Origin of the sequence: Xanthomonas campestris pv. campestris str. ATCC 33913, from assembly GCF_000007145.1 — a bacterium.
Classification (GTDB): domain Bacteria; phylum Pseudomonadota; class Gammaproteobacteria; order Xanthomonadales; family Xanthomonadaceae; genus Xanthomonas; species Xanthomonas campestris.
On record NC_003902.1, the window covers coordinates 2,874,940 to 2,901,818 of the forward strand.

At 66.6% G+C, this 26,879-nt stretch carries 22 protein-coding genes, 1 tRNA gene and 1 other RNA gene; 12 read left to right on the top strand and 12 right to left on the bottom strand.

The features are described 5' to 3' along the window. The first annotated feature begins 37 nt into the window (after positions 1–37). From ftsY to XCC_RS12585, 3 genes are all read left to right on the top strand, one after another. Positions 38–1,642, top strand: coding sequence for a signal recognition particle-docking protein FtsY (gene ftsY, locus XCC_RS12575; protein WP_016944283.1), 1,605 nt, complete (start codon positions 38–40; stop codon positions 1,640–1,642). Positions 1,643–2,129: 487 nt separating this feature from the next. Then, on the top strand, positions 2,130–3,200 hold the full coding sequence (gene mutY / locus XCC_RS12580; RefSeq protein ID WP_011037560.1) for an A/G-specific adenine glycosylase: 1,071 nt from the start codon (positions 2,130–2,132) through the stop codon (positions 3,198–3,200). Positions 3,201–3,351: 151 nt separating this feature from the next. Next, the gene (locus tag XCC_RS12585) at positions 3,352–3,630 is read left to right on the top strand and encodes an oxidative damage protection protein (RefSeq protein WP_011037561.1); all 279 of its coding nucleotides are present in this window, start codon (positions 3,352–3,354) and stop codon (positions 3,628–3,630) included. A gap of 140 nt (positions 3,631–3,770) precedes the next feature. On the opposite strand, the gene XCC_RS12590 is transcribed toward XCC_RS12585, so the two are convergent. The 3 genes from XCC_RS12590 to XCC_RS12600 all read right to left on the bottom strand — a co-directional run bounded on the left by XCC_RS12590 (position 3,771) and on the right by XCC_RS12600 (position 6,569). Beyond that, complete coding sequence (locus tag XCC_RS12590) at positions 3,771–4,235, bottom strand: DUF6491 family protein (protein ID WP_012438045.1); 465 nt, start codon at positions 4,233–4,235, stop codon at positions 3,771–3,773. Positions 4,236–4,370: 135 nt separating this feature from the next. Continuing rightward, positions 4,371–5,993 carry a hybrid sensor histidine kinase/response regulator gene (locus XCC_RS12595; RefSeq protein ID WP_011037563.1) on the bottom strand — a complete coding sequence of 541 codons (1,623 nt, stop codon included), beginning with the start codon at positions 5,991–5,993 and terminating at the stop codon, positions 4,371–4,373. Between the two features lie 243 nt (positions 5,994–6,236). Next, a complete protein-coding gene (locus tag XCC_RS12600; protein WP_011037564.1) occupies positions 6,237–6,569 on the bottom strand; it encodes an SMR family transporter in 333 nt (110 codons plus the stop codon). Positions 6,570–6,804: 235 nt separating this feature from the next. Here XCC_RS12600 and XCC_RS12605 point away from each other — a divergent pair, with 235 nt between their 5' ends. After that, entirely contained in the window at positions 6,805–7,476 is a 672-nt protein-coding gene (locus XCC_RS12605; RefSeq protein ID WP_011037565.1) for a class I SAM-dependent methyltransferase, read from the top strand. Between the two features lie 135 nt (positions 7,477–7,611). Here the strand turns inward: XCC_RS12605 and XCC_RS12610 are convergent, their stop codons facing one another. Continuing rightward, positions 7,612–8,241, bottom strand: a complete 630-nt coding sequence (locus tag XCC_RS12610; protein WP_019237551.1) for a hypothetical protein — start codon at positions 8,239–8,241, stop codon at positions 7,612–7,614. 284 nt (positions 8,242–8,525) lie between these two features. Between XCC_RS12610 and XCC_RS12615 the strand changes: the two genes are divergently transcribed. Then, positions 8,526–8,723: a KGG domain-containing protein gene (locus tag XCC_RS12615; RefSeq protein WP_014508120.1), complete on the top strand. Its 198-nt coding sequence runs from the start codon at positions 8,526–8,528 to the stop codon at positions 8,721–8,723. 153 nt (positions 8,724–8,876) lie between these two features. Here XCC_RS12615 and XCC_RS12620 read toward each other — a convergent pair whose 3' ends face one another. Beyond that, positions 8,877–11,837: a PAS domain-containing protein gene (locus XCC_RS12620; protein ID WP_228442132.1), complete on the bottom strand. Its 2,961-nt coding sequence runs from the start codon at positions 11,835–11,837 to the stop codon at positions 8,877–8,879. Positions 11,838–12,204: 367 nt separating this feature from the next. Between XCC_RS12620 and cho the strand changes: the two genes are divergently transcribed. Both cho and XCC_RS12630 read left to right on the top strand, forming a co-directional pair. Continuing rightward, a complete protein-coding gene (cho, locus tag XCC_RS12625) occupies positions 12,205–13,062 on the top strand; it encodes an excinuclease Cho (RefSeq protein ID WP_011037569.1) in 858 nt (285 codons plus the stop codon). A gap of 330 nt (positions 13,063–13,392) precedes the next feature. After that, positions 13,393–13,468: non-coding RNA, sX9 sRNA (locus XCC_RS12630), on the top strand. Between the two features lie 273 nt (positions 13,469–13,741). On the opposite strand, the gene XCC_RS12635 is transcribed toward XCC_RS12630, so the two are convergent. After that, positions 13,742–13,817: transfer RNA gene (locus XCC_RS12635), tRNA-Phe, on the bottom strand. A gap of 179 nt (positions 13,818–13,996) precedes the next feature. On the opposite strand from XCC_RS12635, the gene XCC_RS12640 reads away from it, so the two are divergent. The 5 genes from XCC_RS12640 to dxs all read left to right on the top strand — a co-directional run bounded on the left by XCC_RS12640 (position 13,997) and on the right by dxs (position 20,521). Beyond that, entirely contained in the window at positions 13,997–14,533 is a 537-nt protein-coding gene (locus tag XCC_RS12640; RefSeq protein WP_011037571.1) for a lipocalin family protein, read from the top strand. A gap of 76 nt (positions 14,534–14,609) precedes the next feature. Beyond that, positions 14,610–15,089: an LEA type 2 family protein gene (locus tag XCC_RS12645; RefSeq protein WP_011037572.1), complete on the top strand. Its 480-nt coding sequence runs from the start codon at positions 14,610–14,612 to the stop codon at positions 15,087–15,089. Between the two features lie 37 nt (positions 15,090–15,126). Further along, a complete protein-coding gene (locus XCC_RS12650) occupies positions 15,127–16,920 on the top strand; it encodes an acyl-CoA dehydrogenase C-terminal domain-containing protein (protein ID WP_011037573.1) in 1,794 nt (597 codons plus the stop codon). A gap of 849 nt (positions 16,921–17,769) precedes the next feature. Then, the gene (locus XCC_RS12655; RefSeq protein WP_011037574.1) at positions 17,770–18,426 is read left to right on the top strand and encodes an HNH endonuclease; all 657 of its coding nucleotides are present in this window, start codon (positions 17,770–17,772) and stop codon (positions 18,424–18,426) included. Positions 18,427–18,604: 178 nt separating this feature from the next. Continuing rightward, positions 18,605–20,521 (top strand): 1-deoxy-D-xylulose-5-phosphate synthase, encoded by a 1,917-nt coding sequence (gene dxs, locus XCC_RS12660; RefSeq protein ID WP_011037575.1) that lies wholly within the window; start codon positions 18,605–18,607, stop codon positions 20,519–20,521. 275 nt (positions 20,522–20,796) lie between these two features. Here dxs and XCC_RS12665 read toward each other — a convergent pair whose 3' ends face one another. The 6 genes from XCC_RS12665 to XCC_RS12690 are packed head-to-tail and all read right to left on the bottom strand — an operon-like array spanning position 20,797 to position 26,604. Beyond that, a complete protein-coding gene (locus tag XCC_RS12665) occupies positions 20,797–22,053 on the bottom strand; it encodes a glycosyltransferase (RefSeq protein ID WP_011037576.1) in 1,257 nt (418 codons plus the stop codon). Next, positions 22,038–22,652: a hypothetical protein gene (locus XCC_RS12670; protein WP_019237547.1), complete on the bottom strand. Its 615-nt coding sequence runs from the start codon at positions 22,650–22,652 to the stop codon at positions 22,038–22,040. The genes XCC_RS12665 and XCC_RS12670 overlap by 16 nt, the downstream gene beginning before the upstream one ends. Then, positions 22,630–23,778 carry a glycosyltransferase gene (locus XCC_RS12675; RefSeq protein WP_011037578.1) on the bottom strand — a complete coding sequence of 383 codons (1,149 nt, stop codon included), beginning with the start codon at positions 23,776–23,778 and terminating at the stop codon, positions 22,630–22,632. The genes XCC_RS12670 and XCC_RS12675 overlap by 23 nt, the downstream gene beginning before the upstream one ends. Further along, on the bottom strand, positions 23,769–24,728 hold the full coding sequence (locus tag XCC_RS12680) for an NAD-dependent epimerase/dehydratase family protein (RefSeq protein ID WP_011037579.1): 960 nt from the start codon (positions 24,726–24,728) through the stop codon (positions 23,769–23,771). The genes XCC_RS12675 and XCC_RS12680 overlap by 10 nt, the downstream gene beginning before the upstream one ends. Further along, positions 24,725–25,573: an MBL fold metallo-hydrolase gene (locus XCC_RS12685; protein WP_011037580.1), complete on the bottom strand. Its 849-nt coding sequence runs from the start codon at positions 25,571–25,573 to the stop codon at positions 24,725–24,727. Before XCC_RS12685 ends, XCC_RS12680 begins: the two co-directional genes overlap by 4 nt. Next, complete coding sequence (locus tag XCC_RS12690) at positions 25,573–26,604, bottom strand: 3-oxoacyl-[acyl-carrier-protein] synthase III C-terminal domain-containing protein (RefSeq protein WP_019237545.1); 1,032 nt, start codon at positions 26,602–26,604, stop codon at positions 25,573–25,575. The genes XCC_RS12685 and XCC_RS12690 overlap by 1 nt, the downstream gene beginning before the upstream one ends. Between the last annotated feature and the right edge of the window lie 275 nt (positions 26,605–26,879).

Genomic DNA, 26,879 nt, shown 5'->3' on the forward strand with positions numbered 1-26,879 from the left:
GATGGTAGAATTCCGCGTTTCCCCTACTGCGTTGCCAATGGCCAGCTTCTTCCGTCGCAACAAGCCAACCACGCCCGACAGCTCGCGGACCTCGCGCTACAGCCTGGAAGAACTGGCAGCCGCATTCCCCACGGCGCCATCGGCTGCCACGCCAGCCGCTCCGCCCGCGCCCACCCAGACACCGCCTGCCAGCGCGCCGACCACACCGGTCGCGCCGGTTGCAGCGCCCAGCACGCCGGCTGCAGAAACGCCAACGCCAACAGCGCCGGCCGCACCCGCTGAACAACTGGCGCAGGACATCGCCGCACGCACCGGGCAGGCGCAGAGCATTGCCGCGGTGCCCAGCGCCCCCACGCCGGCGCCAGCCGCTGCGCCCTCGGCGCTGCAGGCATTGCCGGATCCGGTTGCGCCGAGCGCGCCTGCCACCGCCACGCCCGTCGTTGTGGTGCCTACGCCACAGCCCCTGCCACAGGCCGCACCTGCTGCACCGCTGCAAGCGCCGACCCCGGCAGTCACGCCAGCCGCGCAAGTAGCCACGCCGCAGGTGGCGGTACCGCCCGTGGTGCCTGCACCGGCCGCGCCTGCGGTGCCCGCAGCGACACCGCCCGCCGCATACGCGCCAGCTCCGGCAGCGCCCGTGGTCACCACACCGGTGGCTGCGCCCACGCACCTCGTGCAGGACAGCGGCATCGACACCCACGACAGCCTGCCTGCCGCGCCGGCCGGCAAGCCGGGCTGGCGCGAGCGCCTGCGCAACAGCACCTTTGCGCGCAGCTTTGGCGGCCTGTTCTCCCGTAACCCCAAGCTCGACGACGACCTGCTCGACGAGATCGAGACCGCGTTGATCACCGCCGACGTCGGCATCGGCGCCACCACCGCGCTGGTCGAAGGCCTGCGCAAGCGCATGAAGTCGCGCGAGTTCGTCGATGCCCAGGCCATGTTCAAGGCCTTTCGCGCCGACCTCATCGCACTGCTGCAGCCGGTCTCCAAACCGCTGGTGATCGACCGCTCGGTCAAGCCGTTCGTGGTGCTGACCGTCGGCGTCAACGGCGTCGGCAAGACCACCACCATCGGCAAGCTCGCCAAGCGCTTCAAGGACGACGGCCACAGCCTGATGCTGGCCGCCGGCGACACCTTCCGTGCCGCCGCGGTGGCCCAGCTGCAGGCCTGGGGCGATCGCAATGGCGTGGCCGTGATTGCGCAGGGACAGAACGCCGATGCCGCTTCGGTGGCGTTCGACGCACTGCAGGCCGCCAAGGCCCGTGGCACCGAGGTGCTGATTGCCGATACCGCTGGCCGCCTGCACACGCAGACCGGGCTGATGAACGAGCTGGGCAAAATCCGCCGCGTGCTCGGCAAGATCGATGCCGCCGCGCCGCACGAAGTGCTGATGGTCATCGACGGCACCACCGGCCAGAACGCCATCTCGCAGCTGCGCCAGTTCCACGCGGCCGTCGGCGTCACCGGCCTGGTGGTGACCAAGCTCGATGGCACCGCCAAGGGCGGCGTGGTATTTGCGCTGGCCCGCGAGTTCGGCATTCCAATCCGCTTCGCCGGCATCGGCGAGCGCCCGGAAGACCTGCGCGTGTTCGACCCGGAAGCGTTTGTCGATGCGCTGCTGCCAGAAGCGCTGGGCAGCTGATTCCACGCCTGCTGCAGTGCTGCACGCATGCAGCACTGGCGCTGGGGTCCAGATGGCTGCGCGGATGCATTCACCGCGCTGCGTCTGCACTGGCCAGGCAGCTGCGGGATTGCGCTGCAGCGGCCACCTTCAGCCGATGCAGCGGGAGGCGCTGCGGCATGCGCCTCTGGCGCGGCGCAGGTTTGCCATCTGCAGCGCGTGATCGACCCTGCAGCGTCTGATCGACAAAGTACCGGCGTGGCAGTGCCATCAAGGGCGGCCGGATGTGCAGCTAGCCATAAGGCGCGATGCCTATCCACGCAGCAAACACGCACCTTGGTGCGCTGCTGAGTGCCGAGGTCAAGCCACCGACGCCTACACTGCACGATGGTGGCATTGCGTCTCAGCTCGCACGAAGCGCGCAGCCGCATGCGGGATGAAGTCACCACCCCGCTTTTTTTGCACACCAACCGCCTTGACCCTTCGCCTTCCCACGCCAGCAGACCCCATGCCCGTACCCGCCACGCTCACCACCGATGCGTTCGTCGACCGTCTGCTGCACTGGTTCGACGGCCACGGCCGGCACGACCTGCCCTGGCAGCATCCGCGCGCGCCCTACCGGGTGTGGTTGTCGGAAATCATGTTGCAGCAGACCCAGGTCGCGGTGGTGATCCCGTACTTCCAGAAGTTCGTCGCCAGCTTCCCGACCCTGGCCGATCTGGCCGCCGCCGACAACGACACGGTGATGGCGCACTGGGCCGGGCTGGGTTACTACGCGCGTGCTCGCAACCTGCATGCCGCCGCCAAGCAGTGCGTGGCCTTGCATGCAGGCGAGTTGCCGCGCGATTTCGATGCGCTGCTGGCGCTGCCCGGCATCGGCCGCAGCACCGCCGGCGCGATCCTCAGCCAGGCCTGGAACGACCGCTTTCCAATCATGGATGGCAACGTCAAACGCGTACTCACGCGCATCCACGGCATTGCCGGCTATCCCGGCTTGCCAGTCGTGGAAAAACAGCTATGGCAGTTGGCGGCGAACCATGTCGCCCACGTGCCCGCCGGCCGCCTGGCCGACTACACGCAGGCACAGATGGATTTCGGCGCCACGCTGTGCACGCGCGCCAGACCGGCGTGCATGGTGTGCCCGCTGCAGGAAAACTGCGTGGCGCGCCGCGAAGGCCTGGTCGAGGCACTGCCCACGCCCAAGCCCGGCAAGCAATTGCCCGAGCGCGAGGCCACCGCGCTGCTGCTGGAAAACGCGCACAACGAGATCCTGCTGCAACGCCGCCCGCCCACCGGCATCTGGGCGTCGCTGTGGACGCTGCCACAAGCCGAAACCGACAGCGACCTGCGTGAGTGGTTCGCCGCGCATATCGATGGCGATTACGACCGTGCCGACGAAATGCCGATGATCGTGCACACCTTCAGCCACTACCGTCTGCATTTGCAGCCACTGCGCCTGCGCAAGGTCGCGCTGCGCCAGGTGCTGCGCGACAACGACGACCTGCGTTGGGTGGCACGCGCAGACCTTGCAACGCTGGGTCTGCCGGCGCCGATCCGCAAATTGCTCGACGCGTTGTAAACGCGCCGCACGAGAACCACGTGCGCAGGCAACCGCGGCTCGGCTTTGACAGAACACGGGCTTACACTGCGACTCCAGCGCACCGTGTGTTGGTTGAGCCCTGCACACCTGCATCGCCCACATCACGCGCGCCCCATACAAGGAACTTTGCATGTCCCGCACCGTGTTCTGCCAGTACCAGCAATGCGACACCGAAGGCCTGGATTTTGCGCCGTATCCGGGCGAGCTCGGCCAACGCATCTTCGCGCAGATTGGCAAGGCCGGCTGGCAGGCCTGGCTTGCGCACCAGACCATGCTGATCAACGAAAACCGGCTCTCGCCGCGTGACCCCAAGCACCGCGCCTTCCTCGAGGCGGAACTGCAGAAGTTCCTGTTCGAACGCAACGCCGACAAGCCGGAAGGGTATGTCGATCCGCTGGGTGAAGAGTGAGCACGGCAATGCGCTGATGTGGCTGCAGCGTGCGTCCGACCCGGTAGTGCCCACATGTTCGCGCTGAGGCGCTGTGGTGCATCGCCACTGCCGCCGACCAGCGGGCCGACATCATGACTCGCCGGAGTAGGCGCCCACGCTCACTCCTGCGTAGTCTGTTCGGCTTCCGCCTCCGTGCGCTCCTGCATCCTGGCCTCGCGTAGTTGTTTCTCCGAGGCACGGATCGCCTTGACGTCGAGCGGGCGAATCGTCTCGATGCGGCACGGAATACGGATCATCCCCGGGCCACCGAGCGCAATCACATTGTCGAAGCGCGCACTCACCTGACCAAAGCGCTGCGTGATCGCAATGGCCGGCGCATACCCCAGCTCGTTGCAGCTCGCGCGTAGTTCCAGCAAATACGCCTGATTGGGGCGCGTCCACACCGCCAACGCGCTGCCGCCCAATGCGGTCCAGCCGGCCAGACTGTTGCCATAGCGGAAATCGCGAACCGGCGCACCGGCGTTGGCGCGGTACAGCTGCAGGCGCTCTTCGTCAGACAGGCGCCCGGTGGCGCAGCCAACCAGACTCAGCAGGGCGATGACCATCCAAATGAATTTGTGCATGGGACACCTCGGCAATGACGCCTGAGCATGCCCCGCCGGATGTCATGCCTGGCTGAAAGTGCGCGCGTGCCTGGCCACGCGTTCACGGATGGGCCACTGCCGGGCACTCCAGGCCGCGCCGGCACCTGCACGTATTCAACCAACGCCGGTGGGACCATCCAGCAACATGCGAATGCGCTTGAGCAATTCCTTCTGCGTGTACGGCTTGTTGACCACGTCGAACTCCGCGCCGCCCACATCGGTGCGCTGGATGCTGGCATCGGCATAGCCGGTGGTCAGCAGCACCTTGATCTTGGGCAGCATCCGCCGTGCTTCGCGCGCCAGCACCACGCCGTTCATGCCGCCTGGCATGATCAGGTCGGTGAACAAGGCGTCCACTTCCGGATGCTGCTCCAGCACCTCGATCGCTTCGCGCCCGCTCGACGCGGACAGCGCGCGATAACCGGCACCTTCCAGGAACATCTTGGCCACCACCGCCACGTCCTCCTTGTCTTCCACGATCAGGATGGTTTCGTTGCCGCCCTTGTCCAAGGCGCGGTTCTTGGTGGACGGCAGCGCGTTTTCGTAATCGCTGGAGGCGGGGAAATACAGCCGCACCGTGGTGCCTTCGCCCACTTCGCTGTAGATGCGCACGGTGCCACCGGATTGCTTGACGAAGCCATACACCATCGACAAGCCCAGGCCCGTGCCCTGCCCCTCTTCCTTGGTGGTGAAGAACGGCTCCATGACCCGGCTCACCACTTCCGGCGGCATGCCCGAGCCGCTGTCGGTCACGGCAATACTCACGTAGCGGCCCGGCGCGAGCTGGTGATACATCGACAGGTCGTGGCTGGTGATCTCCACATTCTGCGTCTGCACCATCACTTCCTTGCGCTCGGCATTGGCCATGGCGTCACGCGCATTGATCAGCACATTCAACAGCGCCACTTCCGCCTGCGTCGTGTCGATCTGGCAATTCCACAGCCGTTCTTCCAGCGCCTGACGCAATGTGATGCCGCCCCCCAGCGCGCGCTCGGCCATATTGTTCATGCCCGACACCAGGCCGTTGAGATTCACCACCCGGCCACGCAATTTCTGTTTACGCGAAAACGCCAGCAACTGCTGGGTCAAGGTCGCGGCCTTGGCCGCCGCCGCGGCGGCGTGCTCCGCGCTGACCGCGATGCGATCGGGGCTGCCGTTGCCGTTGCTGACCATCATCTGGATGAATTCCAGATGCCCGGACATCACCTGCAGCAGATTGTTGAAGTCGTGTGCAATGCCGCCGGTGAGCTGGCCCAGCGCTTCCATCTTCTGCGCCTGGCGCAGGGCATCTTCGGCATCACGGCGGCGGCTGACGTCCAGCTGCGAGCCAAAGAAATACACCAGCTTGCCGGTGTCATCGAAGACCGGAGAAACGAACAGCGCATTCCAGAATGTTGAGCCGTCCTTGCGATAATTCAGCACTTCAGTGGCGAATTCGCGGCGGTTGTCGATGGCCTCACGCACATCGGCCACCGCCTGGCGGTCGGTCTCCGGGCCCTGCAGGAAGCGGCAGTTGTTGCCGATGATTTCGTCGGCAGCGTACCCGGTCATTTCCAGGAAGGCCCGGTTGGCGAACACGATCGGGTTATCCGGCAGGTATGGGTCGGTCACCGTCATCGGCATGCGGGTGGTTTCCACCGCAGCAAAGAAGATGTCCGAGCGATGCTTGCTGACCGGAAGCGTCTGCGATTCGCCAATCAATGGCGCCCGTGGCTCTCCGTAACCGGAATCGTTCAAGTGCGTGCTCTCCGCGGGGCCATTCCCGTGGCGCTAGTTTAGACGAGCCCGGTGAGGCCCCCATCACATCCGTGAGCCTTTCCAGACCGGCAAATGACCGCGATGCAACCTTTGATTGCAGCCGAACGTAGCTGCGCCCGGGTGACTGCCCGGCACCCTCGCTGCGGAGCGTGTGGACAGCCGCGATGCAGACGATTGCCGGTCTTGCTCGGCGCGCGGGAGACGTGTCCCCGCCGTGCGCCGTTACTGCGGCGCCATCTTCGAGAACACATTGATCACCACCGCACCGGCCACGATCAGCGCCCTGCCCAGCATGGCCGGCAGATCCAGCCGCTGGCCATGCACCAGCCAGGCCACCAGCGAGATCAGCACGATGCCGGCTCCGGAACAGAGCGCGTACGCGATGCCGACCGGGATCACCCGCAACGTCGCCGCCAGGCAATAGAACGCCACGGCATAGCCGAGCACGGTCAGCGGCGACGGCCATCGCCGGGTGAAGCCTTCGCTGGATGTGAGCGCCGCCGTCGCCATCACCTCCGCAACGATTGCCACCGCCAGAAACACCCAGTGCTTCATCCTCGTCTCCACGCGTTCAATGCCGCGACCATGACGGCAGCCACCGGCTTGCATGCAAGCACCGGGCTGCGCGCCATTGCCGGCACGCACCGCGCGCGCTAACGCGCCACGGTCGGGTTTGCCGTAGCATGCGCGTGCACCACGCAGCTCCTGCGTCTCGTCCGGCCGTTCTGGCGCCGTTGCGCGCTCTTCTCTCTCCGCCGGCCTGCGCGCCTGGTGATCACGCGACGCGACCATGCCGGGCTATCAGACCCAGATCCATGCGCTGACCTTCGGGCAGCACACCTTCAGCATCCGTGCGTTGGCGGACAAGCAGCAATACGCAGACCCCGACCAGACAGCCGCAGATGCGGGGATTTCCTCGGCGCAGTGGAGCCTGTTCGGCCAGGTCTGGCCCGCCGGCCAGCTGTTGGCCGAAGCGATGGCCACCCGGCCGGTGGCCGGCAAACGCATTCTCGAACTCGGTTGTGGCCTTGGGCTGGCCAGCCTGGTGCTGCGCCGCCGCGGCGCCGACATCGTGGCCAGCGACCATCACCCGCTGGCCGAAGTCTTCCTGGCCTACAACGCTGCGCTCAATGCGCTGGAATCGGTGCCGTACCGGCGCCTGGATTGGGACGCGGGCGCGGCGGACATGGGCCAGTTCGACATGATCATCGCCAGCGACGTGCTCTACGAAACCCGCCACGCCACCTTGCTGGCCAAGCTGATTCCCGACCTGGCCAAACCGGCCTGCGAAATCGTGATCAGCGACCCCGGCCGCGGCAATGCGAACACCTTGTCGCGCATGCTGGCCGACATCGGTTTTTCATTGATTGCCGGCGAACGCCAGGCCTCGGTGCACGTCGCCAAGGCGCCGCGCCTGTTTGTCTACCGGCGTGGCGCGGAGCCGCGGCAACCGGCTGGCTGAGCCGCGCGATCACGCTGCGGGCTCGCCGCACGGCGCAGGCGCCGGCCACACACCGGCGCTGCGCAGATAACGCAGCAAACGCGCGGCACACGCCGATGCCAGGCCCGGCACTCGCCTGCGGATCACGCCATCACGTTAGCGCGACACCCAGCCACCGATGGGGCTGTAGGCAGACAGTGACACCGGCTTGCGCGGGTCGGCCTTGATCACCTCGTGCCGGCTCAGACGCAGCGCCTCGCCATCGCGCTCTGCGTCCGGGTTGGTCACCCAGTCTTCGATGATGCGCACATGGAACAGCACTGCACGCTGCGTGCGGTCGTAGCGGAAGGTGATGTAGTCGGTCCAGTGCTGGCCGCATGCAACGCCATTCTGCACGGTGAAATAGGCGCCCTTGGCCACCAACCCCTGGCCGTCGTCTTCGAACGGATCGCACTGCCCACCGTCATCGGCCTTGAAGATCACCTGCGCGTTGCGCGCGGCTTCGACAAAGCGGCCATCGGCCGTCTGCATTAGGACCAGCAACAGCCGCTGCGGTGCATCCTTGCCGGCGGCAATCTGCGCTACTTCGTCGGCGCGCCGCAACGCCACCAGGTAATCGCGTCGGCCATCGCCATTCACATCCGCATCAACCGCCTGGATGAGCGTATAGCCGGCAGGCAGGTGCGCGCTCAGCTCGGGCGGCAGCGCCGCTGCGGCACAGGGGCCGGTTGCCATCGCCGTTGCCAACACCATCGCCGCTGCGTGACCTCGCATCTGCATGCTCATCCATTTCGTTCCGGGCGTGCAGCATAGCCGGCCGTGCAACTGCCTGTGCGTCTGGGCATGCGCGACCGAACGCGAACGCATCCGTCCACATGCCTACGCGCCAGCGATCGCCATCGCCATCGCCCGTTTCTTGGCAGTGAAGAAAAATCGCCAAGTCCGCTTATGCGCTCACGTGCGATTGGCGCATCGCCGACGTGCGTTTTATGCAGGCGGCGCGATGCTCTGCCTCGCACCACGCAAACGCGTGCGTGCATTCCCCAAGCAACGAACCAAGAGAACTCTCCATGGCAAATCAGAACCAAAACCAGGGCGGCACCAGTAACCGCGGCTTTGCTTCGATGGATGAAGACAAGCAGCGGGAAATCGCCTCCAAGGGCGGCAAGGCAGCCCATCAGAGCGGCAACGCACACGAATTCAGCTCGGAAGAAGCACGCGAAGCCGGCAAGAAGGGCGGCCAGTCCAGCGGCGGCGGCAATCGCTGACCGCGCGGCGCTTCCGGAGGGCCATGCGCTCTCCGGAAGCGCTCACGGTGTATGTCATTGACCTGAGACCGGGCGCCTGAGAGCGCCCTACTGTCTGTGCATCTCGCGCAGGCGCGGCAACGCGATGCCACCGCACAGCACTGCCGCGAACACCTAGCGAATCATCTCGCGAATGCGCGCCGCCATCGCATCGATACCGAACGGCTTGGTCAGCACGGCCATGCCCGGCGCAAGTTGGCCGGCGCCCAGCACGGCGGTTTCCGCATAGCCGGTAATGAACAACACGCTCAAGCGCGGCCGCGCGATCCGCGCCGCATCGGCCATCTGCCGCCCGTTCATGCCACCCGGCAAGCCAACATCGGTGATCAGCAAATCGATCCGCACATCGGACTGCAGCACGCTCAAGCCGGATGCGCCGTCCACCGCCTGCAACGCGGTATAGCCCAGTTCCTCCAGGATGTCGGCCACCAGCATGCGCACGCTGGGTTCGTCGTCCACCACCAGCACGGTCTCGCCCTGTTGCGAACGCGGCATCGCCGGCAGCGTGCGCGCTTGCGCATCGCCGGTGGCATCGCCCAGATGCCGCGGCAAGTGGATGCAGACGGTGGTGCCCTCGCCCACGGTCGACGACACCCGCACCTGGCCACCGGACTGCTGCGCAAAACCGTAAATCATCGACAGCCCCAGGCCGGTGCCCTCGCCGATCGGTTTGGTGGTGAAGAACGGCTCGAACACGCGCGCAATGACGTCTTCGGGCATGCCGGTGCCGGTGTCGCTCACGCACAACGACAGGTACTCGCCGTCGGGCACTTCGTTTTGTTGCGTGGCGGAATGGTTCAACCAGCTATTGGAGGTTTCGATGGTGATGCGGACGCCGTCCGGCATCGCGTCGCGCGCGTTGAGGCACAGGTTGAGCAGCGCATTTTCCAGCTGGGATGGGTCCACCAACGCGGGCCACAGCGCCTGCTCGGCCACCGTGGTGAGTTCGATCGACGGCCCCACCGTGCGCCGGATCAAATCTTCCATGCCGGCAATCAATGCATTCACATCGGTCGGCTTGGGCGCGAGCGTCTGCCGGCGCGAAAACGCCAGCAGGCGATGGGTCAACGCTGCGGCGCGGCCGGCCGCCTTCTGCGCCACCGCGATGTAGCACTCCACATCGTCGAAGCGGCCCTGGCCCATGCGTGTCTGCATCAACTCCAGGCTGCCGGAAATGCCGGTCAGCAGATTGTTGAAGTCGTGCGCCAACCCGCCGGTGAGCTGCCCCACCGCTTCCATCTTCTGGCTCTGCCGCAACGCCTCGCGTGCCACCTCCAGACTGGCTTCGGTCTGCACGCGGTCGGTGACATCCTGCGCCACCTGGAAGGCGCCCACTCGTCCGCCATGGCGATCGCGCAGCTGGCTGAAGCGCACTTCGTAATGCCGCAGCGCGCGTGCCGGGTCGCCGAACTCCTCCAGCACCAGGAACTCGTCGCCACTTAGCGCGCGGCCCCAGTGGCGCGCCACCTGCGCGCGATGTTCGGGCAAGCCGTCGAGCAGACCTAGCAGGTTGTCGCCCACATGCGCAGATACCCCATAGGCGAGCCGCAAAGCCTCGGCGCTGGCGGTGTTGAGGGCCAGGATGGTGAAGTCCATGTCGCAAGCGAGCACGGCCGCGTCGGTGCTATCGACGAAGTCGGCAAACAGGCGCCGCTCGGCCAATGCTTCGACAACGCGCTGCTCCAGCGTCTCGTTCAAGTCGCGCAACTGCTGCTCCACCCGCCGGCGCGGGGTGATGTCCACGATCAGCATCGCCACGTGATTGTCGTGGGTGCCGGCCGGAAACAGGTGCGCGTCGTACCAGCGCCCCAGCCGTGCGGCCTCGCGCTCGAAGCGCAGCGGCTCGCCGCTGCGGGCAACGCGGCCATACGCCTCGTGCCACTCCTGCTCGATGCCGGGCAGCAACTGGCTCGACCATTTGCCCACCACATCGGTCAGGCCGGTATGCCGCTCGAAGGCCGGATTGACCGCGAGCATGCGATGGTCGATTGCCTGACCCTGCGCATCGAACTTGACCTCGGCAATGCAGAAGCCGGCGTCGATGTTTTCGAACAGCATGCGGTAGCGTTTTTCGCTCTCGCGCAAGGCCTGCTGCGCCTGCTGCGCATCGGTGGTGTCGAACCCCTGCACGAAGATGCCGGTGACGCGGCCGGCATCGTCCTTGACCGGCTCATAGACAAAATCGACAAAGCGCTGCTCGGCGCCGGTACCGGTCCGCTGCAGCTGGATCGACACGGCCGACGCCACGAAGCGCTCGCCGGTGCTGTAGACGCTGTCGAGCAATTCGTAGAAGCCCTGGCCTTCGAGCTCCGGCAGGCCGGCACGCACGCTCATGCCGAGCATGTCGCGACCGCCCACCAGCCGTAAATAAGCGGCATTGACGAAGGCGAACACATGCTCCGGGCCGTGCAAGATCGCGGTGAACCCGGGGGCCTGTTCGAACAGCCGGCGCTGCCGCTCGGCTTCGGCGGCGCGCAGGCGATCGGCGCGCACCGTCTCGGTGATCTCGATGCCCTGGTTGAACAGGCCCACGATGCTGCCGTCTTCGCCGCGGATCGGTGCGGCGCTGAAGTTCCAATAGGTCGTCTCCGGCACGCCGCGACGCACCATCGGCAGTTCCACATGCCGCTGCTCGAAACCTTCGCCGGTCTGCAGGCATCGGCGGAACGGCGGCGCCACCTGTTCCCAGGACGCGCCCCAGACCTCGGAGACCGGCTGGCCCAACGCCCACGGATGGCGATCGGCCATCGACGGGATATAGGCGTCGTTGTAGAGCATCACCAGGTCCGGGCCCCACAACACCGTGGCGAGCACCGGCGAGTTCAGGCAGATCGACAGCGCCGAACGCAGCGATTGCGGCCACTGCGACGGCAGCCCTAGCGCCGAGCCACTCCAGTCGTGCGCACGCATCCGCGCGCCCATTTCGCCACCACCGGCAAGGAAGGAAAACGAATCACCACTGGGATCAACGGGCATCGCGTCTGACGTAGTTGGGGTGGACCACTGCCGGAAATACGGCAGGCGTGCGCGATGCGTCTTGCCATCGAACGGCGGGCGGTCGACAGCGTCGTGCATGCTCCATGGCGTTAGCGACTCCCCGTGAAGACTGCCCGCGTGCGGCATCGGTTGTGCCCGTCGCGGGCGAGACGATAGCGCGCCCGCCAGCATCGCCACAACTTCCGTCCGCCTGCCGGTCGTTGTGCTGCGACAAAACGCTAAACCGTTCACTGCCGCGCGGCCTGGTGGGCGCAGCGCTGCGCCATGGCCGCCGTCTGATGTCCGATGACCGCGCGTCTCATCCACTGAGACGCGTGCTTGGCAGCATCGCCGCCGATGACACGCACCACAACGGCTACTCGCCGCACCACATTGATTGAACGGCGGCACTGCGCGCCTGGCATCGCGCCAAGCAACGCGTTACCACCGAGACAGGAGGCCGGCGATGGTGGGGCGCGCTGAGCGGGCAAAGCGCAGCTGGGGCGCTCCGGACTACACCTACCCCGAGCATCTGCGTGCAGAACTGGACACCTTGCCGGCCACGCCCGGGGTCTATCTGTTCCATGGACAGAGCAGCACGTTGCCGTTGTACATCGGCAAGAGCATCCACCTGCGCAACCGCGTCATGGACCATTTCCGTAACGCGGCCGAAGCCTCGCTGCTGCGTCAGACGCGCAGCATCCAGGTGATCGAAATGGCCGGTGACATCGGCGCACAGCTGCTGGAGTCGCAGCTGATCAAGACCCTGCGCCCGCTGTACAACCAGAAGCTGCGGCGGATCCCGCGCCAGTTTTCGATCCGGCTGTATCGCGGCGAGGTGTCGATCGAACATTCCGGCGAGATCGATCCGGCGGCAGCGCCCTGGTTGTACGGGCTGTATTCCAGCCCCCGTGCGGCCAAGGAAACGTTGCGCCGCCTCGCCGACCAGCATCATCTTTGTTACGGCTTGTTGGGACTGGAGCGGCTGCAAGCAGGCCGGCCCTGTTTCCGCGCCATGCTGAAACGCTGCAGCGGCGCCTGCCATGGTGCCGAGCCCTTGGACGCGCACGAAGAACGGCTACGCAGCGTGCTGCAGCATCTGGAACAGGCGGCGTGGCCATTTCCCGGCGCCATCGCGCTGAAGGAGCAAGGCGCGCAACGCACCCAGTTCCATGTGCTGCGCGATTGGCACTATCTGGGCAGCGCCACCTCGTTGGCGGGCGCACGCCGTTTGCAGGCGACACCCGGTGCATTCGACCGCGATTGCTACCGCATCCTGCGCAAATATCTGGAGACGCAGCTGCATTGCGTGTCGCTGCTGTAGCCGCAAGCGGGCCCAACTGGCTCAGCGCTTTCTGCTTCGGCGCGATTGCACAGCACTGCGCTGCTGCGTGGCCGGCACCTGCTGCGCGAACACTGCGTGCATGCAGGCCACCACCTGCTGCGCGCGCGCAGACAACGGCCATTCGGCGCGCTGGATCAGCCAAAGCGTATCCACCACCGGATGCAGCCCTTCCACCACCTGGATCGCGGCCTGGTCGTGCGATGCCAGGCGTGCGCCGCACTACGGCCAGCGCGTGCAATCAGGTTTTAGAGCAGTTATCAAAACGACTGCGCAGCCTCAAGGCGGGCGCGGCCGGTGCTCGGAATCGGCATGTACCCACGTACACTCCGGTTTCCTCCGCGCCGTCCGCACCCACCTGACGATTGCTCGCTACGTTTTGTTAGCCGCTCTTAGCCCAGCACGCAACGCGGCACTTCATTCGGCCGCAGCGTCAACACCTGCACGCCGGTGCGCGTGACTGCAACACGGTGGCTTGGCGTGCATCCCGATCACGTCGCACCGGATGGAATGGAATGGATCGGTCACTGGACGCCATCGCCAGATGCAACGCAAGAGTGAACCTTCGCGCCTGGTGCAAATCTGCGCAGGTAGACTTCAAAATTCTTGATATCAGCAGCGGCTAGAAGGGGCGAAACGCCCGCGCTGCAACGCTTAGAACTGGTGGCCGAGGACGGAATCGAACCGCCGACACGGGGATTTTCAATCCCCTGCTCTACCAACTGAGCTACTCGGCCACTGCCTGCGACGCGATGCCTGCGTTGCGAGGAGGCGCATCATAACGAGCGTGCGGGATTTCGGCAAGCGTTCGCGCGCATGTCGTGTTGGGGCTGAGCCGCAGCCCGGTTTCTTGCGCCGGTTCACGCCAAGCGGGGGCGCCGATGGCCTAGCCTGCGCGCGTCCTTTGGAGATTCGCATGCGCCTGCCTCGCCTGTTGTTGTCATTCGCCGCCCTGCTGCCGCTGGCTGCCCTTGCGCAGCAACCGGTGCGCGCCGTGCCGGCGTTGGATATCTCGCGTTATGCCGGGCAGTGGCACGAGATCGCCCATCTACCGGTGTCGTTCCAGAAGAAATGCCGCAGCGATATCACCGCCAGCTACACCTTGCGCGACGACGGCCTGATCGGGGTGCGCAATGGCTGCCGCGTTGCCGATGGCAGCCTGACCCAGGCCGACGGCGTGGCACGCCCGGTGGCCGGGCACCCCGGGCAGTTGCAGGTGCGCTTCGCGCCGGAATGGCTGTCGTGGATCCCGCTGGTCTGGGCGGACTACTGGGTGATTGCGCTCGATCCCGACTATCAGTGGGCGGTGGTCGGCGAGCCGGATCGCAAGTACCTGTGGATCCTGTCGCGCTCGCCAGAGATGCCGCGCGCGCAGTTCGAGCAGTTGAAGGCCACCGCCACGCAGATGGGCTACGACCTGTCGCCCCTGATTGTGGCGGCGCCACTGCGCTGAGGGCGGCCACCGCCCGGCGGGCACCGTACTGCGTAGTATTCTTGGCAATGCACCAACCCGCCAAGGAACCGAGTTCATGCACCGTGCCTTTCGCCTCCTGATCGTGACGCTGTCGTGCGGCCTGCTGTTGAGCGCCTGCGGTGGCGGCGCGGTTCGCCGTGTCTCCGAGCCGACTGCCCGTATCCAGCAGCTGACCGTGCGCCCGGACGGTGGCTGGTCGGTGGAGTTGCGCCTGCAGAACTACAGCAGCATTCCGATGCGCTTCGAGCGCGTGGCGCTGGAGATCGGCATGGGCGATGGGGTTGCCGGCAAACTCGACCAGGCGGTGGGCATTTCGATCGGCCCGGAAACCGCCGATGTCGTGACGGTGAGCCTGCAGCCCGCCTCGCTCGGCCGCATCACCATTGCCGATGTGCTGGCCGGTGGCCGCTCGCTGCCGTACACGCTCAAAGGCACGGTGTGGGCCACCCCGCAGGACAAGAAACAACGCGAGTTCACGGTTGATTCGCGCAACACGCTCAGCCCGGCCCCGGGCCTCAACGGCGTGCTGCGCTGACGCGCACGCCTCCACGCACACGCTTCAAGGATCCCGCATGAGCAGCTACATCGCACCGTTGACCGACTTCCGCTTTGGCCTGTACGACGTGCTCGGCGCCGAGGCGCTGTTCGCCCGGCTCGGCTATACCGACGCCAGTGCCGACATCGTCGACGCCGTGCTGGAAGAAGCCGGCCGCTTCACCGCCCAGGTCCTGGCCCCGCTCAACAGCATCGGCGACGAGATCGGCTGCGCCTTCGACAAGAGCACCCATGCGGTGACCACCCCGCCCGGCTTCCGCGCGGCCTACGACCAGTTTGTCGAAGGCGGTTGGAACGGGCTTACCGCCGAGCCGCAATTCGGCGGCCAGGGCATGCCGCACACGCTGGGCGTGCCGCTGAGCGAGATGATCAATGCCGCCAATCTGGCCTGGGGCAACTTCCCGCTGCTCTCGCATGGCGCAATGGAAGCGCTGCGCCAGCACGGCGAAGCGTGGCAGCAGGAGGTGTTCCTCAAGCCGCTGATCGATGGCCGCTGGACCGGCACCATGTGCCTGACCGAGCCGCACTGCGGCACCGACCTGGGCCTGCTCAAGACCCGCGCCGAGCCCAACGCCGACGGCAGCTACGCCATCACCGGCACCAAGATCTTCATCACCGCCGGCGAGCACGACCTCACCGACAACATCGTGCATCTGGTGCTGGCCAAGCTGCCGGACGCACCGGCCGGCGCCAAGGGCATTTCGCTGTTCGTCACGCCCAAGTTCAAGGTGGACCGCGATGGCACCGTGGGCGAGCGCAACGCGCTGCACTGCGGCTCGATCGAACACAAGATGGGCATCAAGGGCTCGGTGACCTGCGTGATGAATTTCGAGGGCGCGCAGGGCTATCTGGTCGGCCTGCCGCACAAGGGCCTGCAGGCCATGTTTACGATGATGAATACCGCGCGCCTGAGCGTGGGGTTGCAGGGCATTGGCCTTTCCGAGCGCGCGTATCAAAACGCATTGCGCTACACCCGCGAGCGGCTGCAATCGCGCGCAATCAGCGGCGCCAAATTCCCCGACAAGCCGGCCGACCCGATCATCGTCCACCCGGACGTGCGCCGCATGCTGCTGACCATCAAGGCGCTGACCGAAGGCAGCCGCCTGCTGGCGCTGCACGCTGCCAGCCTGGTCGATGTGGCGCACCGCGGCGGCAGCGAGCAGGAGCGCGCCGATGCCGAGACGCTGGTGAGCTTCCTCACCCCCATTTCCAAGGCCTGCCAGACCGAGTGGTCGGTGGAAAACACCTATCACGCGCTGCAGTGCTTCGGCGGCCACGGCTACATCCGCGAATACGGCATGGAGCAGCTGGCCCGCGACGCCCGCATCACCACCATCTACGAAGGCACCACCGGCATCCAGGCGCTGGACCTGATCGGCCGCAAGACCGCCAGCAGCCAGGCCGCCGGGCTCAAGCTGTTCCTGGCCGATGTGGAAACCTTTGCCAACACGCATGCCGACAACGCGGCCCTGGCCGAGTTCATCAAGCCCTTGCGCGACAAGGCCAGCGAGTGGGCGATGCTGACCCGCGACGTGCTCGACCGCGCCGCCCGCAACCCGGACGAACTGGGCGCGGCCAGCTACGACTACCTGTTCTATTCGGGCTACGTGGTGCTGGCCTATTGGTGGGCACGCAGCGTGGCGGCCGCCGACGCCTCCGCGCACGGCGAGGAGTTCAAGCGCGCCAAGCGCGAGACCGCGCGCTTCTACTTCGCCCGGATCCTGCCGCGTACCCTCACCCACGCGGCCACCATCCGCAGCGGCGCCGCCCCGTTGATGACGCTGGAAGCGGAGTTGTTTTGGCAGGGGTGAGCAGCCGTGTCGCTGCGATGTTGCCCTGCGTGACCGATGTGCCTTGAGAGTGGGGCTTGTCGGGTGTCGATGCGGGCGTCGCTGTCATGTCGTGTCGTGTCGGTGCGGGTGCGGGTGCCGGTGCGGGTGCGGGTGCGTGCAAGCGTTTGCGGCTAGTCACCCTTCGGCCATGCTGAAGAAAGCGCCCTACCCGGACGCCAGCCCTACGTAGGAGCGCGCTTGCGCGCGATGGAGCTTTCCCGGCAACGCTTCGAAGCCTTCTCGGTAACGCTCCTTCGCGCACAAGTGCGCTCCTACACGTGCGTCGATGGCAGGCGCATGTGCATCGCTCGCGTGGCTCGCGTGCCGCTTGCGCCTCGCGACCGTTAGTTAGGCCGTTGGGCCGATCGGGCCAGCGCGCCAGCTCAGCAGGCGGCCGACGTTGGCAAAGCGTGGGCGCGAGCGGGTTTGGTGTTCTTGAGATGCACCCTCTAGAGAGATGCAAGACGCCGACGTGCTCGGCCAGCGCCTGCAGCAACCAGCGTAGGGCCGGGCTGGGCGCGCCAACGCATCAGAAACCAGCCGCGCGTAGGAGCGCGCTTGCGCGCGATGAAGCTTCCCCGGTGACGCTTCGTAGCCTTATCGGTGACGCCACATCGCGCACAAGTGCGCTCCTACGGTGCATGGCGCCGTTGTCGATGGCGCCCGTGTCTGCCGCGCGCGCCTGTAGGCGCTGTGCGGCCATTCGCGGGATCGTCCTGGCCACCCATGACTTCACAGCACACACCGCCGCCGCCCGCACAGTCGAACAACCGCCGAGATCCCGCAGATACACAAACTGTCAACGATCGGGTATAAGCTGTTTTCCCGATGGAGACAGACACGCACGTAGGTGATGTGATCGTCCCCGGAGGCTTCCCCGCCCCGGTCACGGGCAGCGCTGTCGCCGCATCCCCGCCGTTGCCCACCGTGCGCCTGCTCTCCCTGGACGCGCATGGCCGTGTGCTGGACTGGATCAACTGGCAAGACGCCGCCTGCCTGTATGCACGCGATGCGGTGTCGTGGACGCTGGGCGAGCCCTGCATGCAGATCCACGGCGGCGTCTCGCGCCTCACCGGCGAGCGCAGCGTGCTGGAGCTGCATCCAATCATTGCGGCACGCGGCCACGCCCGTTCGCGCGCGCTCGACCCCACGCCCACCCTCACCAACACCGCCCTGTTCGCACGCGACTCGCAGTTGTGCATGTATTGCGGCCAGCACTTCAGCCGCCCGCACCTCACCCGCGACCACGTGATGCCGGTATCCAAGGGCGGCCGCGACAGCTGGGAAAACGTGGTGACCGCGTGCTTCCAGTGCAACTCGCGCAAGGCCAACCGTACACCGCAGCAGGCGCACATGCCGCTGCTGGCCGTGCCCTACCGGCCGAGCTGGATCGAGCATCTGATCCTGTCCAACCGCAACATCCTGTCCGACCAGATGGCGTTCTTGCGGGCGCAACTGCCCAAGCGCTCCAAGCTCTCGCTCTAGACCGCGCTCGCGCTTGCCCGCATGCGACTGCGACAGTTCGTCGCAGGCATGCGGCGCAGCCACGCCACGCGTGCATCACGGCTGCTGCAGCCATCACTTCCCGCTGACACCTGAACCGGTTTGCTTGCCGGGCCTTCGCATGGGGAGGACAATATGGCTTCAGCACATTGACACGATGATGATCGACTCCACCCGCTATCCGCGCCTGTCGCGCATCCAGACTCCCGACGATCTGCGTACCTTCGAGGAGGCCGACCTCACCGCGGTCGCCGACGAACTGCGTGCCTACCTGATCGAATCGGTGGGCAAGAGCGGCGGCCATTTCGCCGCGGGTCTGGGGGTGATCGAACTCACCGTCGCCCTGCACTACCTCTACCAGACGCCGGTCGACCAACTGGTGTGGGACGTGGGCCATCAGACCTACCCGCACAAGATCCTGACCGGGCGCCGCGACCAGATCCACACGGTCAAGCAAAAGGACGGCGTGGCGCCGTTCCCCAAGCGCGAGGAGAGCGTGTACGACACCTTCGGTGTTGGGCATTCATCGACCTCGATCTCCGCCGCGCTGGGCATGGCGATCGCTGCGCAGCGCAATGGCGACGACCGCAAGGTGGTGGCGGTGATCGGCGATGGCGCAATGACCGCCGGCATGGTCTACGAGGCGCTCAACCACGCCGGCGGCATGGACCCGGAACCCAACCTGCTGGTGATCCTCAACGACAACCGCATGTCGATCTCCGAGGCAGTGGGCGGGCTGACCAAGATGCTCGGCCGTGCCAGCGGCAGCCGCACGCTCAACGCGATCCGCGAGGGCGGCAAGAAGATCCTCGGCGACAAGAAGAACAACCCCACCGCGCGCTTCGTGCGCCGCTGGGAAGAACACTGGAAAGGCATGTTCGTGCCGTCCACGTTGTTCGAGGAAATGGGCTTCCACTACACAGGCCCGATCGATGGCCACGACCTGCCCAGCCTGGTCGGCGCGCTGAAGACCTTGAAGACCTTGAAGGGTCCGCAGCTGCTGCACGTGATCACCACCAAGGGCAAGGGCTACGAGCTCGCCGAAGGCGACCAGATTGGTTACCACGCGGTCGGCCCGTTCGACCCGAGCAAGGGCCTGGTGGCCAAGGCCGGCGCCAAGAAGCCGACCTACACCGATGTCTTCAGCGACTGGGTGTGCGACATGGCGGCGGCCGATCCCAAAATGCTGGTGATCACCCCGGCGATGCGCGAAGGCTCCGGCCTGGTGCGCTTCAGCAAGGAATATCCGCAGCGCTATTTCGACGTGGCGATTGCCGAGCAACACGCGGTCACCCTGGCCGCCGGCATGGCAACGCAAGGCGCCAAGCCGGTGGTGGCGATTTATTCGACGTTCCTGCAGCGCGGTTACGACCAGCTGGTGCACGACGTGGCGGTGCAGAAACTGGATGTGCTGTTCGCGATCGATCGCGGCGGCGTGGTCGGCCCCGATGGCGCCACCCACGCCGGCAACCTGGACCTGAGCTTCCTGCGCTGCGTACCGCACATGGTGGTGATGGCGCCGGCAGATGAGGCCGAGTGCCGCCAGATGCTCACCACCGGCCTGCGCTATGAGGGCCCGGCCGCGGTGCGCTATCCGCGCGGTACCGGCCCCGGCACCGCACTGGATGCCGCCCTGACCACCTTGCCGATCGGCAAGGCGCAGCTGCGTCACAGCGGCGCACGCATCGCGCTGCTCGGCTTCGGCGCCACGGTGGATGCCGCTGAAGCGGTCGGCCGCGAGTTGGGCCTGACCGTGGTGAACATGCGTTTCGTCAAACCACTCGACAAGGCGATGCTGCTGGAGCTGGCCAAGTGCCACGAAGCCTTTGTCAGCATCGAAGACAACGTGGTGGCCGGCGGCGCAGGCTCGGGCGTCTCCGAGCTGCTCAATGCCGAAGGCGTGCTGATGCCGATGCTGCACCTGGGCCTGCCGGACAGCTTCCAGCACCACGCCAGCCGCGAAGACCTGCTCGCCGAGGCCGGTATTGACCAGGCCGGCATCCGCGCCGCCGTGCTCAAGCGCTGGCCGCAGCTGATGGCGAAGGGCCAGCAGGCATTGAATGCAGCGGCAGGCTGAGGCCTGCTGTGCTGCATGGCGTGAGGAGCGCAGGCTGAGGCCTGCGCGCATCGTTGGCGAGAGGGCTGAGTCCTCTTTGCTACACCGCATTCGATGCAATGCGTAGCCAGCAGCGCGATCCGATGCTGCAGGCTTGACCGATGGTCACCACATGCACGCAGCACCTTGTTGCGATGCGTGCACGCGAACGGATTGGCAACCGACGCCAGCGCTTTGCAAGCACTCCGTTCTGAAGCCCGAAATCGTGCAGCACTGCTTTGGTATTCACCACCATGCTAAAGCGTGGGCACTTTCCCGTTGCACGCAAAGGCTTCCACCAACTGCAGCAGCGGTGCCTGCGCATTGATCTCCTGCAATTCCACCTGCAGCCGGTTGACGCCGGGCAACGCGGCGTCGCCGTTCAACGCTTGCTGCAATAACGCAGGCAAGCCGCCCAGATCGCGCAACCACCACGCGGCACCAGCTGCCTGCAGCCGTGCCGCGTGGTCGAACTGGTCGTAGTCCAGCGGGTAGACGATCGATGGCAGCCCCGCCGCCAGGCACGCGTACAGAATGCCGGCGCCACCGTGGTGCACCACCAACACGTAGCGCTGCAGATGCTGTGCGTAATCGACATACGGCAGGCAGTGATAATTGCCCTGCGCTGGCTGCGGCGGCAGCGCGGTATCGCCCGCACTGAAATGGAACACCACGTCCGGGAACTGCGGCGCCAAGGCGCGTAGGTCCGCGTCCATGCGTTGCTTGACCCATTGCAGATGCGTGCCCAACGTCACCAGGACGTGGCGGCGCCCGTCGATGAACCTGGGCGGCGGCACGTCATTGGGCGGCGTGCACAACTGCGGCCCGACGAAGCGCACCGCGGCAGGCCAGCGCCGCGCAAATTCAAACGACGGCAGCCCCAGCGCGAGCACACAGTGCGGCGAATACACCGCCTCGCTGCCATCCGCGCGGTACAGCGCCGGCAATCCGGCCGCACACATCTGCTGCCGATAACAGCGATGCAGGCTGCGCTTGAAGCCACGCGTCAGACGGCGCGCGATGGCATGCCAGATCCGTTGCGACCTACCGCTCGCGGGCAACAGGCCGCCGAAATACGCTGGCGGGCCATCGGCGGTTTCCAGCACGCAAGGAGACGGCAGGCTGGTCCACCAGGCAATGCCCATGGCCTGCGCCGCCAACCCGGCGCTGGGCACGGTGAAGTCGGCAATCACCAGCTCCGGCCGGCGCACGCAGTAGTGCTGTTGCAGGCCCTCACCCAGCCGCACCATCAGGCCCAATGCTGCGTGCAATTGGCGGCGCAGCCGCAACGGATTGTGGCCGACCGCATGCCGCGGATTGGCGATCTGCGCCAGCAGCTGGTCGGCCTGCGCATCCAGCACGCTGATGCCGTGCAGGCCGCACGCTGCGATGCGCGCCATTGCCGCAGGCGTACTGATCACGCGCACGTCGTGCTGTGCCGCCAGTTGGCGCGCGATCGCCAGAATCGGATGCAGGTGCCCGCTGTACGGCGGTGCGATCAGATCGATGCGCATGTCTGCCCTCGCCGCCCGGCCTGCTCCACTTCGCTCGCGAACGCCTGGCAGGCCGCGCGCACCGTGCTGTCGCGCAGATAGTCCATGTGCCCGCACGCGGGCTGCATGTCCACCGGCCCGCGATACAGCGCGCGCGAGATCCAGTCGCGGCGCCCCTGCACGATGCATTGCCGCTCGAACGGTGCCAACGCATTCGCAACTGGCCCGTAGGCGAACACCGCAACGCGCGCACGCAGTGGCGCCGGCAGGTGCAACGCCGCCAATAGCTGCAGGCCGCAGCTGCCGACCAGCAGCAGCGTGAGCGGCACTGGCTCCAGCTGCGTGATGACTGCTGCGCGCTCAGGCGGCGCCACCGGGCCACTGCGCGCGGCCAGATACTGCCGCGCGTTGGCCGCACTTGCCCGCCACAGCGGCACGCGCCGATGCGCAGCGCCATCCGGACGATAGGGATAGTTGCAGTCCAACAGGCGCCTGCCGTGCCCGCGCAATTGCTGCAGAAACAGGCGCTGCTCCTCGCTCAGCGCGCAGCGCTGCGGATCGCTTTGCCCGGTGAGGAAGGCGATCTGCAACAGCGGCTCACTGCGCACGAAACCGCCCATCCGGCAGCACGCGGTAGCGACGGGTACGCCAACGGATCGTGCGCACTAGCGCCGCATGCAGCAGGTGCAATGGCTGCAGGCACTCGGCCGCCAGCGACAGCAGTGGCCGGTGCCGGCTCTCGCCGGTGGTGCGCCACTGCAGCAGGCACAGCAGCGCGGTACGCACGGTGAGCAGGCCAGCCACCGCTGCAAACGACAGCGCTCCTGGTTGCAGGCAGGCCGAGAGCAGCGTGGCGATCAACAACCATGGTGGCAACCCATGCAGCGCGCCGATCGCCAGCTTCACGGCCGGGCGCTGGCGGCGCAGCAGCAACAGCGCGAACAACATCCAGCGATGCATCTGCCGCACGTAGCTGGCCAGATCGGGCAACGCAGTGCGCATCGCCACCGGCGCGGTGGACTGCCAGAGCCGCCCCCCTTGCGCACGCACATGCGCGGCGAAGGCCAGATCGTCGGTCAGCTGGTCCAACAATGGCGCAAATCCGCCCCAGGCCTGCAGTTGCTGCGTGCGCCCGGCATAGCACATGCCATTGATCGTGAGAGGCGCCGCCCATGGCAGCCACCCCAGATACGTGAGCGCGGCATTGTTGTTGACGAACTGCGCCAGCAGCCGCCCTGCCAACGTGCTCCCGTCCTGGTAGTACGGCAGCGCGGTCACCAGATCGGCGTGCGCCAGGTCGTGCAGCAAGAGCGCCAGCGCAGCGCTGCTTAACTGCGCATCGTCGTCCAGGATCAAGGTGATGGATGCCTGTACCTGCGGCAGTGCGTGGTGCAGCTTCCACGCCTTGGGATTGATGCCGAGCGGTGCGGGCGGCACTGTGATGCGTGCGATCCGCACGCCAGGATGCTGTGCGACCAGGGTTGCTGCAGCAGCGTTGCCCGCTGCGTCGTCGGCATCCAGCAACCAGACGAACTGGGCGTGCGGCAGCGCCTGCAGGTTGGCGGCGAGCACCTGCTGCAGATGCGCATCACCGCCAAGGATGGGTTGCAGGATCGCTACCTCCGCCTGCGTTCCCGCTGGCACCTGCACTGCGGCGCGGCGCTGCACAATCCACAACGCGCCCAGCGCACGCAGCATCAGCATGGCGAGATAGGCCAACGCCAGCAGCAGCGTAATTACACCCACTGCGCTGCCTGCCAACGCACGAAGGCGTCGATGCCTTCGTCCAGGCCAACGCTGGGCGTGCCCAGGTCGGCCAGCGTGCGGCGCGGGTCGAAGGTCTTGGAGTACGCAAACACACCCACGCCGAAGCGCGTGATCGGCGGCTCGCCACGCAAGCGCAGCAACCGGCAGGCGCCCTCCACCACACTGGCCATCCGCAACGCCGTGCCGATGCGCACCTGCCGCTGCGGCAACGGCAACTGCAGGCGCGCCAGAACATCCAGCAGCAGCTGCTGCAGATCGACCGGCTGCGCATTGGTGAGGTTGTAGGACGGTTGCAGTTGCGGCGCGACGGCGGCGCGGTACAGGTAGTCGCAGAGCGCATCGATGTAGATCAGATCGCCGATCACCGGCTGGCTCTGGCCAACGAAGCGCGGCAACGCTCCTTTGCGTGCGGCAGCAATCACACGCGGAAACAGCACGGTGTCGCCGGGGCCAAATACCGCGCGCGGACGCAGGATGCTCTTCTCGCCCGCGTACCCATCCAGCAGCGTCTCGCCGAGGTATTTGGTCTGCGCGTAGGTGTTGACGAAGCGCGGCCCGATCGGGCTGTCTTCGCTGAGCCCGTACTGATGTTCTTCGCGGTAGAACACCGAGCTCGATGACACGTACAGCAGACGCGGATTGCCGTTGCGAGTGCAGAAGTCGATGACATTCGCGGTGGCCTGCACATTGTGCAGCTCGAATTGCGCGCGGGTGCCCCAGGGAGACGCCAGTGCCGCCGCATGAATCACCACATCCGGCTGCCAGTCGAGCGTAAACGGCTGGCTCAGGTCGATGCGATGGTAGTTGGGCAACGCGCAGGCGCGGCGGCCGATGCCGTGGATGTCCAACCCTGGCTGGCCCTGAAAGCGCCGCAGAAAGGCGCCGCCCACAAAGCCCGATGCGCCGGTGACAAGAATACGCAGGCTCATCGCCACTCCGGTTGATAACGGTCCAGACTGGGCTGGCAATGCGATGGCAGGATCGCCAGCTCCGGATGCGCCTGCACCAAGCCATGCAGCACGCGCACGGTGCGCTGGAACGCGGACCAGTCATGCATCAGCAGGCGCGTGGGCCACGCCGGCCACGCCAAGCTTGCAAAGGTGGCCGACGACCACACCGCGTCGGCGCACAGCAACACTTCGCGATCGTGCTGGTCGCGCAACCACAGCCCCATCTGCCCCGGCACATGCCCGGGCAAGGCCACCGCCATCACGCTGCCATCGGCGAACAGGTCGTAGCCCACGCCCAGGCCCTTCCACGCAGCACCGAGTGCGCGCTGCGGCGCCTGCTCGGCAAACTGCACGCGCTGCGCGAAGTCGTCTGGCAGCAGTTGCGGCAGCAGTGCACGCCGCAGGCCGCCCAGGCGCGAGGCGGCGCGCAGCTGTGCATAGTCGGCGTGCAGGCAGACGAAGCGCGCAGTGGGCAGATCGCGCAGACCGCCGACATGGTCGGCGTGGAAGTGCGAGATCAGGCACCAGCCAATATCCTCGAGCGCCAGATCACGGCGCGCCAGCTGCGCCTGCAGACGCTCCTGGGCGGGCAAGGTCACCGGCGTGGCCCAGCGATACAGCCGCTCCGGCAACGGATCGGTGGCACGGAAGAAATGCTCTGCATAGCCGGTGTCATAGAGCAGCGCCCCGCGTTGCGGATGCCGGATCAGCACACTCAACGCGGGGAATTCCACTGAATGCCAATGCCCGTCCGCGCGCACCATGCGTTCGCAGTGGTGGCAATGCCCGATGCGCAACAACTCGACCGAGACCCGCGTCGCCATCAGTACCTCAACACCATGCCGCCGATCGACAGGCCGGCACCGGTGCCGAGCATCGCGAATAGTTCGCCGCGCTGCAGCTGCTGCGTGACCCTGGCCTGATGCAGCGCGTGTGGCAGCGATGCCGCCACCTGGTTGCCATGCGCGTGCAGGATGCGCACCACCTGCTCCGGGCGCAGGCCGAGCGCCTGCACCACATGATCCAGGCCGCCACCGGAGGCTTGATGCGGGATCAGGCAGCGCAGTGCGGTGGTCTCGGTACCGGCGTCGCGCAGCAGCTGGTCCCAGAACGCCGGCAGGTGGCGCGCCGCAAAGCGATACGCACCGCGCCCATCCATGGTGAAGACCCGCGTGGCTTCGGGCGTGCTGTCTTCGCCACGCGGATAGCGGCTGCCGCCACCGCGGATGCGGCACAGCTCGGCACCGCTGCCGTAGCTGGCCAGGCGGCTGGACAGCAGCGCCGAGTCTTCGTCAGGCGCGCTGCGCCCGACCACCACGGCGGCAGCGCCATCGCCGAACAAGCCGGCGGTCGATGGCACCGCCGCATCCAGCCCGCCCGACGCCACTTCGCTGGAGACGATGAGCACGCGGCGATAGCGGCCCAGGGCCAGCGCGTTTGTGGCCATGTCCAATGCGACCAGAAAACTCAGGCAGGTGGCGTTGACATCGAATGCCGGGATGCCAGAGTCACCCAGCCCCAGGGCACGCTGGATCAGCACTGCCTGGCACGGGATCGGCTGCTCCATCACGCTGCAGGCGGAGATCAGGCAGTCGATCTCGCCGCTATCGATACCGGCGCTGACCAATGCCGCTTGCGCGGCGGCGGCGCCCATGGACGAGGCCGTTTCGCCCTCGCCTGCATAGTGGCGCGTGGCGACGCCCAGCCGCGCGAACGTGGTTCCCGGCGGCAACTGCCAGCGTGCGTCCAGTTCTTGCGACGTCACTTCCGTGGCGGGAACGTGGCACCCGGTGCCCAGGATGCGCAGCGGCAATGCGTTCAACAGATCCGCCTCGTTGGTGAAGGCGCGCAGCATACCGTGGCCGGCCAGGCAGACCCAGCTGCCTGCGCAATGTTGGCGCAGTCGTGGGGCTTGCACGGCGAGCACAGCGCCATCCGTAGCGATGGGATGGGGATGGCGGCACTTGGTGCGGGTCGAGACTGGCATCGCCCACCTGGCCGCGCGGGCGCATGCGTGGCGAGCCAGGGCACATGTTGGGCGCGCTGCGGTTTTCGCAATAACGTCCGACACCGGGGTGGCACTGAAACTCGCGCGCCGCCCTCTCCTTTCGTCACCGCGGGCAGCATGCA

Coding starts and splice junctions, on each gene's coding strand:
- ftsY (WP_016944283.1), top strand. CDS start 38: ATGGCCAGCTTCTTCCGTCGCAACAAGCCAACCACGCCCGACAGCTCG.
- mutY (WP_011037560.1), top strand. CDS start 2,130: ATGCCCGTACCCGCCACGCTCACCACCGATGCGTTCGTCGACCGTCTG.
- XCC_RS12585 (WP_011037561.1), top strand. CDS start 3,352: ATGTCCCGCACCGTGTTCTGCCAGTACCAGCAATGCGACACCGAAGGC.
- XCC_RS12590 (WP_012438045.1), bottom strand. CDS start 4,235: ATGCACAAATTCATTTGGATGGTCATCGCCCTGCTGAGTCTGGTTGGC.
- XCC_RS12600 (WP_011037564.1), bottom strand. CDS start 6,569: ATGAAGCACTGGGTGTTTCTGGCGGTGGCAATCGTTGCGGAGGTGATG.
- XCC_RS12605 (WP_011037565.1), top strand. CDS start 6,805: ATGCCGGGCTATCAGACCCAGATCCATGCGCTGACCTTCGGGCAGCAC.
- XCC_RS12610 (WP_019237551.1), bottom strand. CDS start 8,241: ATGAGCATGCAGATGCGAGGTCACGCAGCGGCGATGGTGTTGGCAACG.
- XCC_RS12615 (WP_014508120.1), top strand. CDS start 8,526: ATGGCAAATCAGAACCAAAACCAGGGCGGCACCAGTAACCGCGGCTTT.
- XCC_RS12620 (WP_228442132.1), bottom strand. CDS start 11,837: ATGCACGACGCTGTCGACCGCCCGCCGTTCGATGGCAAGACGCATCGC.
- cho (WP_011037569.1), top strand. CDS start 12,205: ATGGTGGGGCGCGCTGAGCGGGCAAAGCGCAGCTGGGGCGCTCCGGAC.
- XCC_RS12640 (WP_011037571.1), top strand. CDS start 13,997: ATGCGCCTGCCTCGCCTGTTGTTGTCATTCGCCGCCCTGCTGCCGCTG.
- XCC_RS12645 (WP_011037572.1), top strand. CDS start 14,610: ATGCACCGTGCCTTTCGCCTCCTGATCGTGACGCTGTCGTGCGGCCTG.
- XCC_RS12650 (WP_011037573.1), top strand. CDS start 15,127: ATGAGCAGCTACATCGCACCGTTGACCGACTTCCGCTTTGGCCTGTAC.
- XCC_RS12655 (WP_011037574.1), top strand. CDS start 17,770: ATGGAGACAGACACGCACGTAGGTGATGTGATCGTCCCCGGAGGCTTC.
- dxs (WP_011037575.1), top strand. CDS start 18,605: ATGATCGACTCCACCCGCTATCCGCGCCTGTCGCGCATCCAGACTCCC.
- XCC_RS12665 (WP_011037576.1), bottom strand. CDS start 22,053: ATGCGCATCGATCTGATCGCACCGCCGTACAGCGGGCACCTGCATCCG.
- XCC_RS12670 (WP_019237547.1), bottom strand. CDS start 22,652: ATGGGCGGTTTCGTGCGCAGTGAGCCGCTGTTGCAGATCGCCTTCCTC.
- XCC_RS12680 (WP_011037579.1), bottom strand. CDS start 24,728: ATGAGCCTGCGTATTCTTGTCACCGGCGCATCGGGCTTTGTGGGCGGC.
- XCC_RS12685 (WP_011037580.1), bottom strand. CDS start 25,573: ATGGCGACGCGGGTCTCGGTCGAGTTGTTGCGCATCGGGCATTGCCAC.
- XCC_RS12690 (WP_019237545.1), bottom strand. CDS start 26,604: ATGCTGCGCGCCTTCACCAACGAGGCGGATCTGTTGAACGCATTGCCG.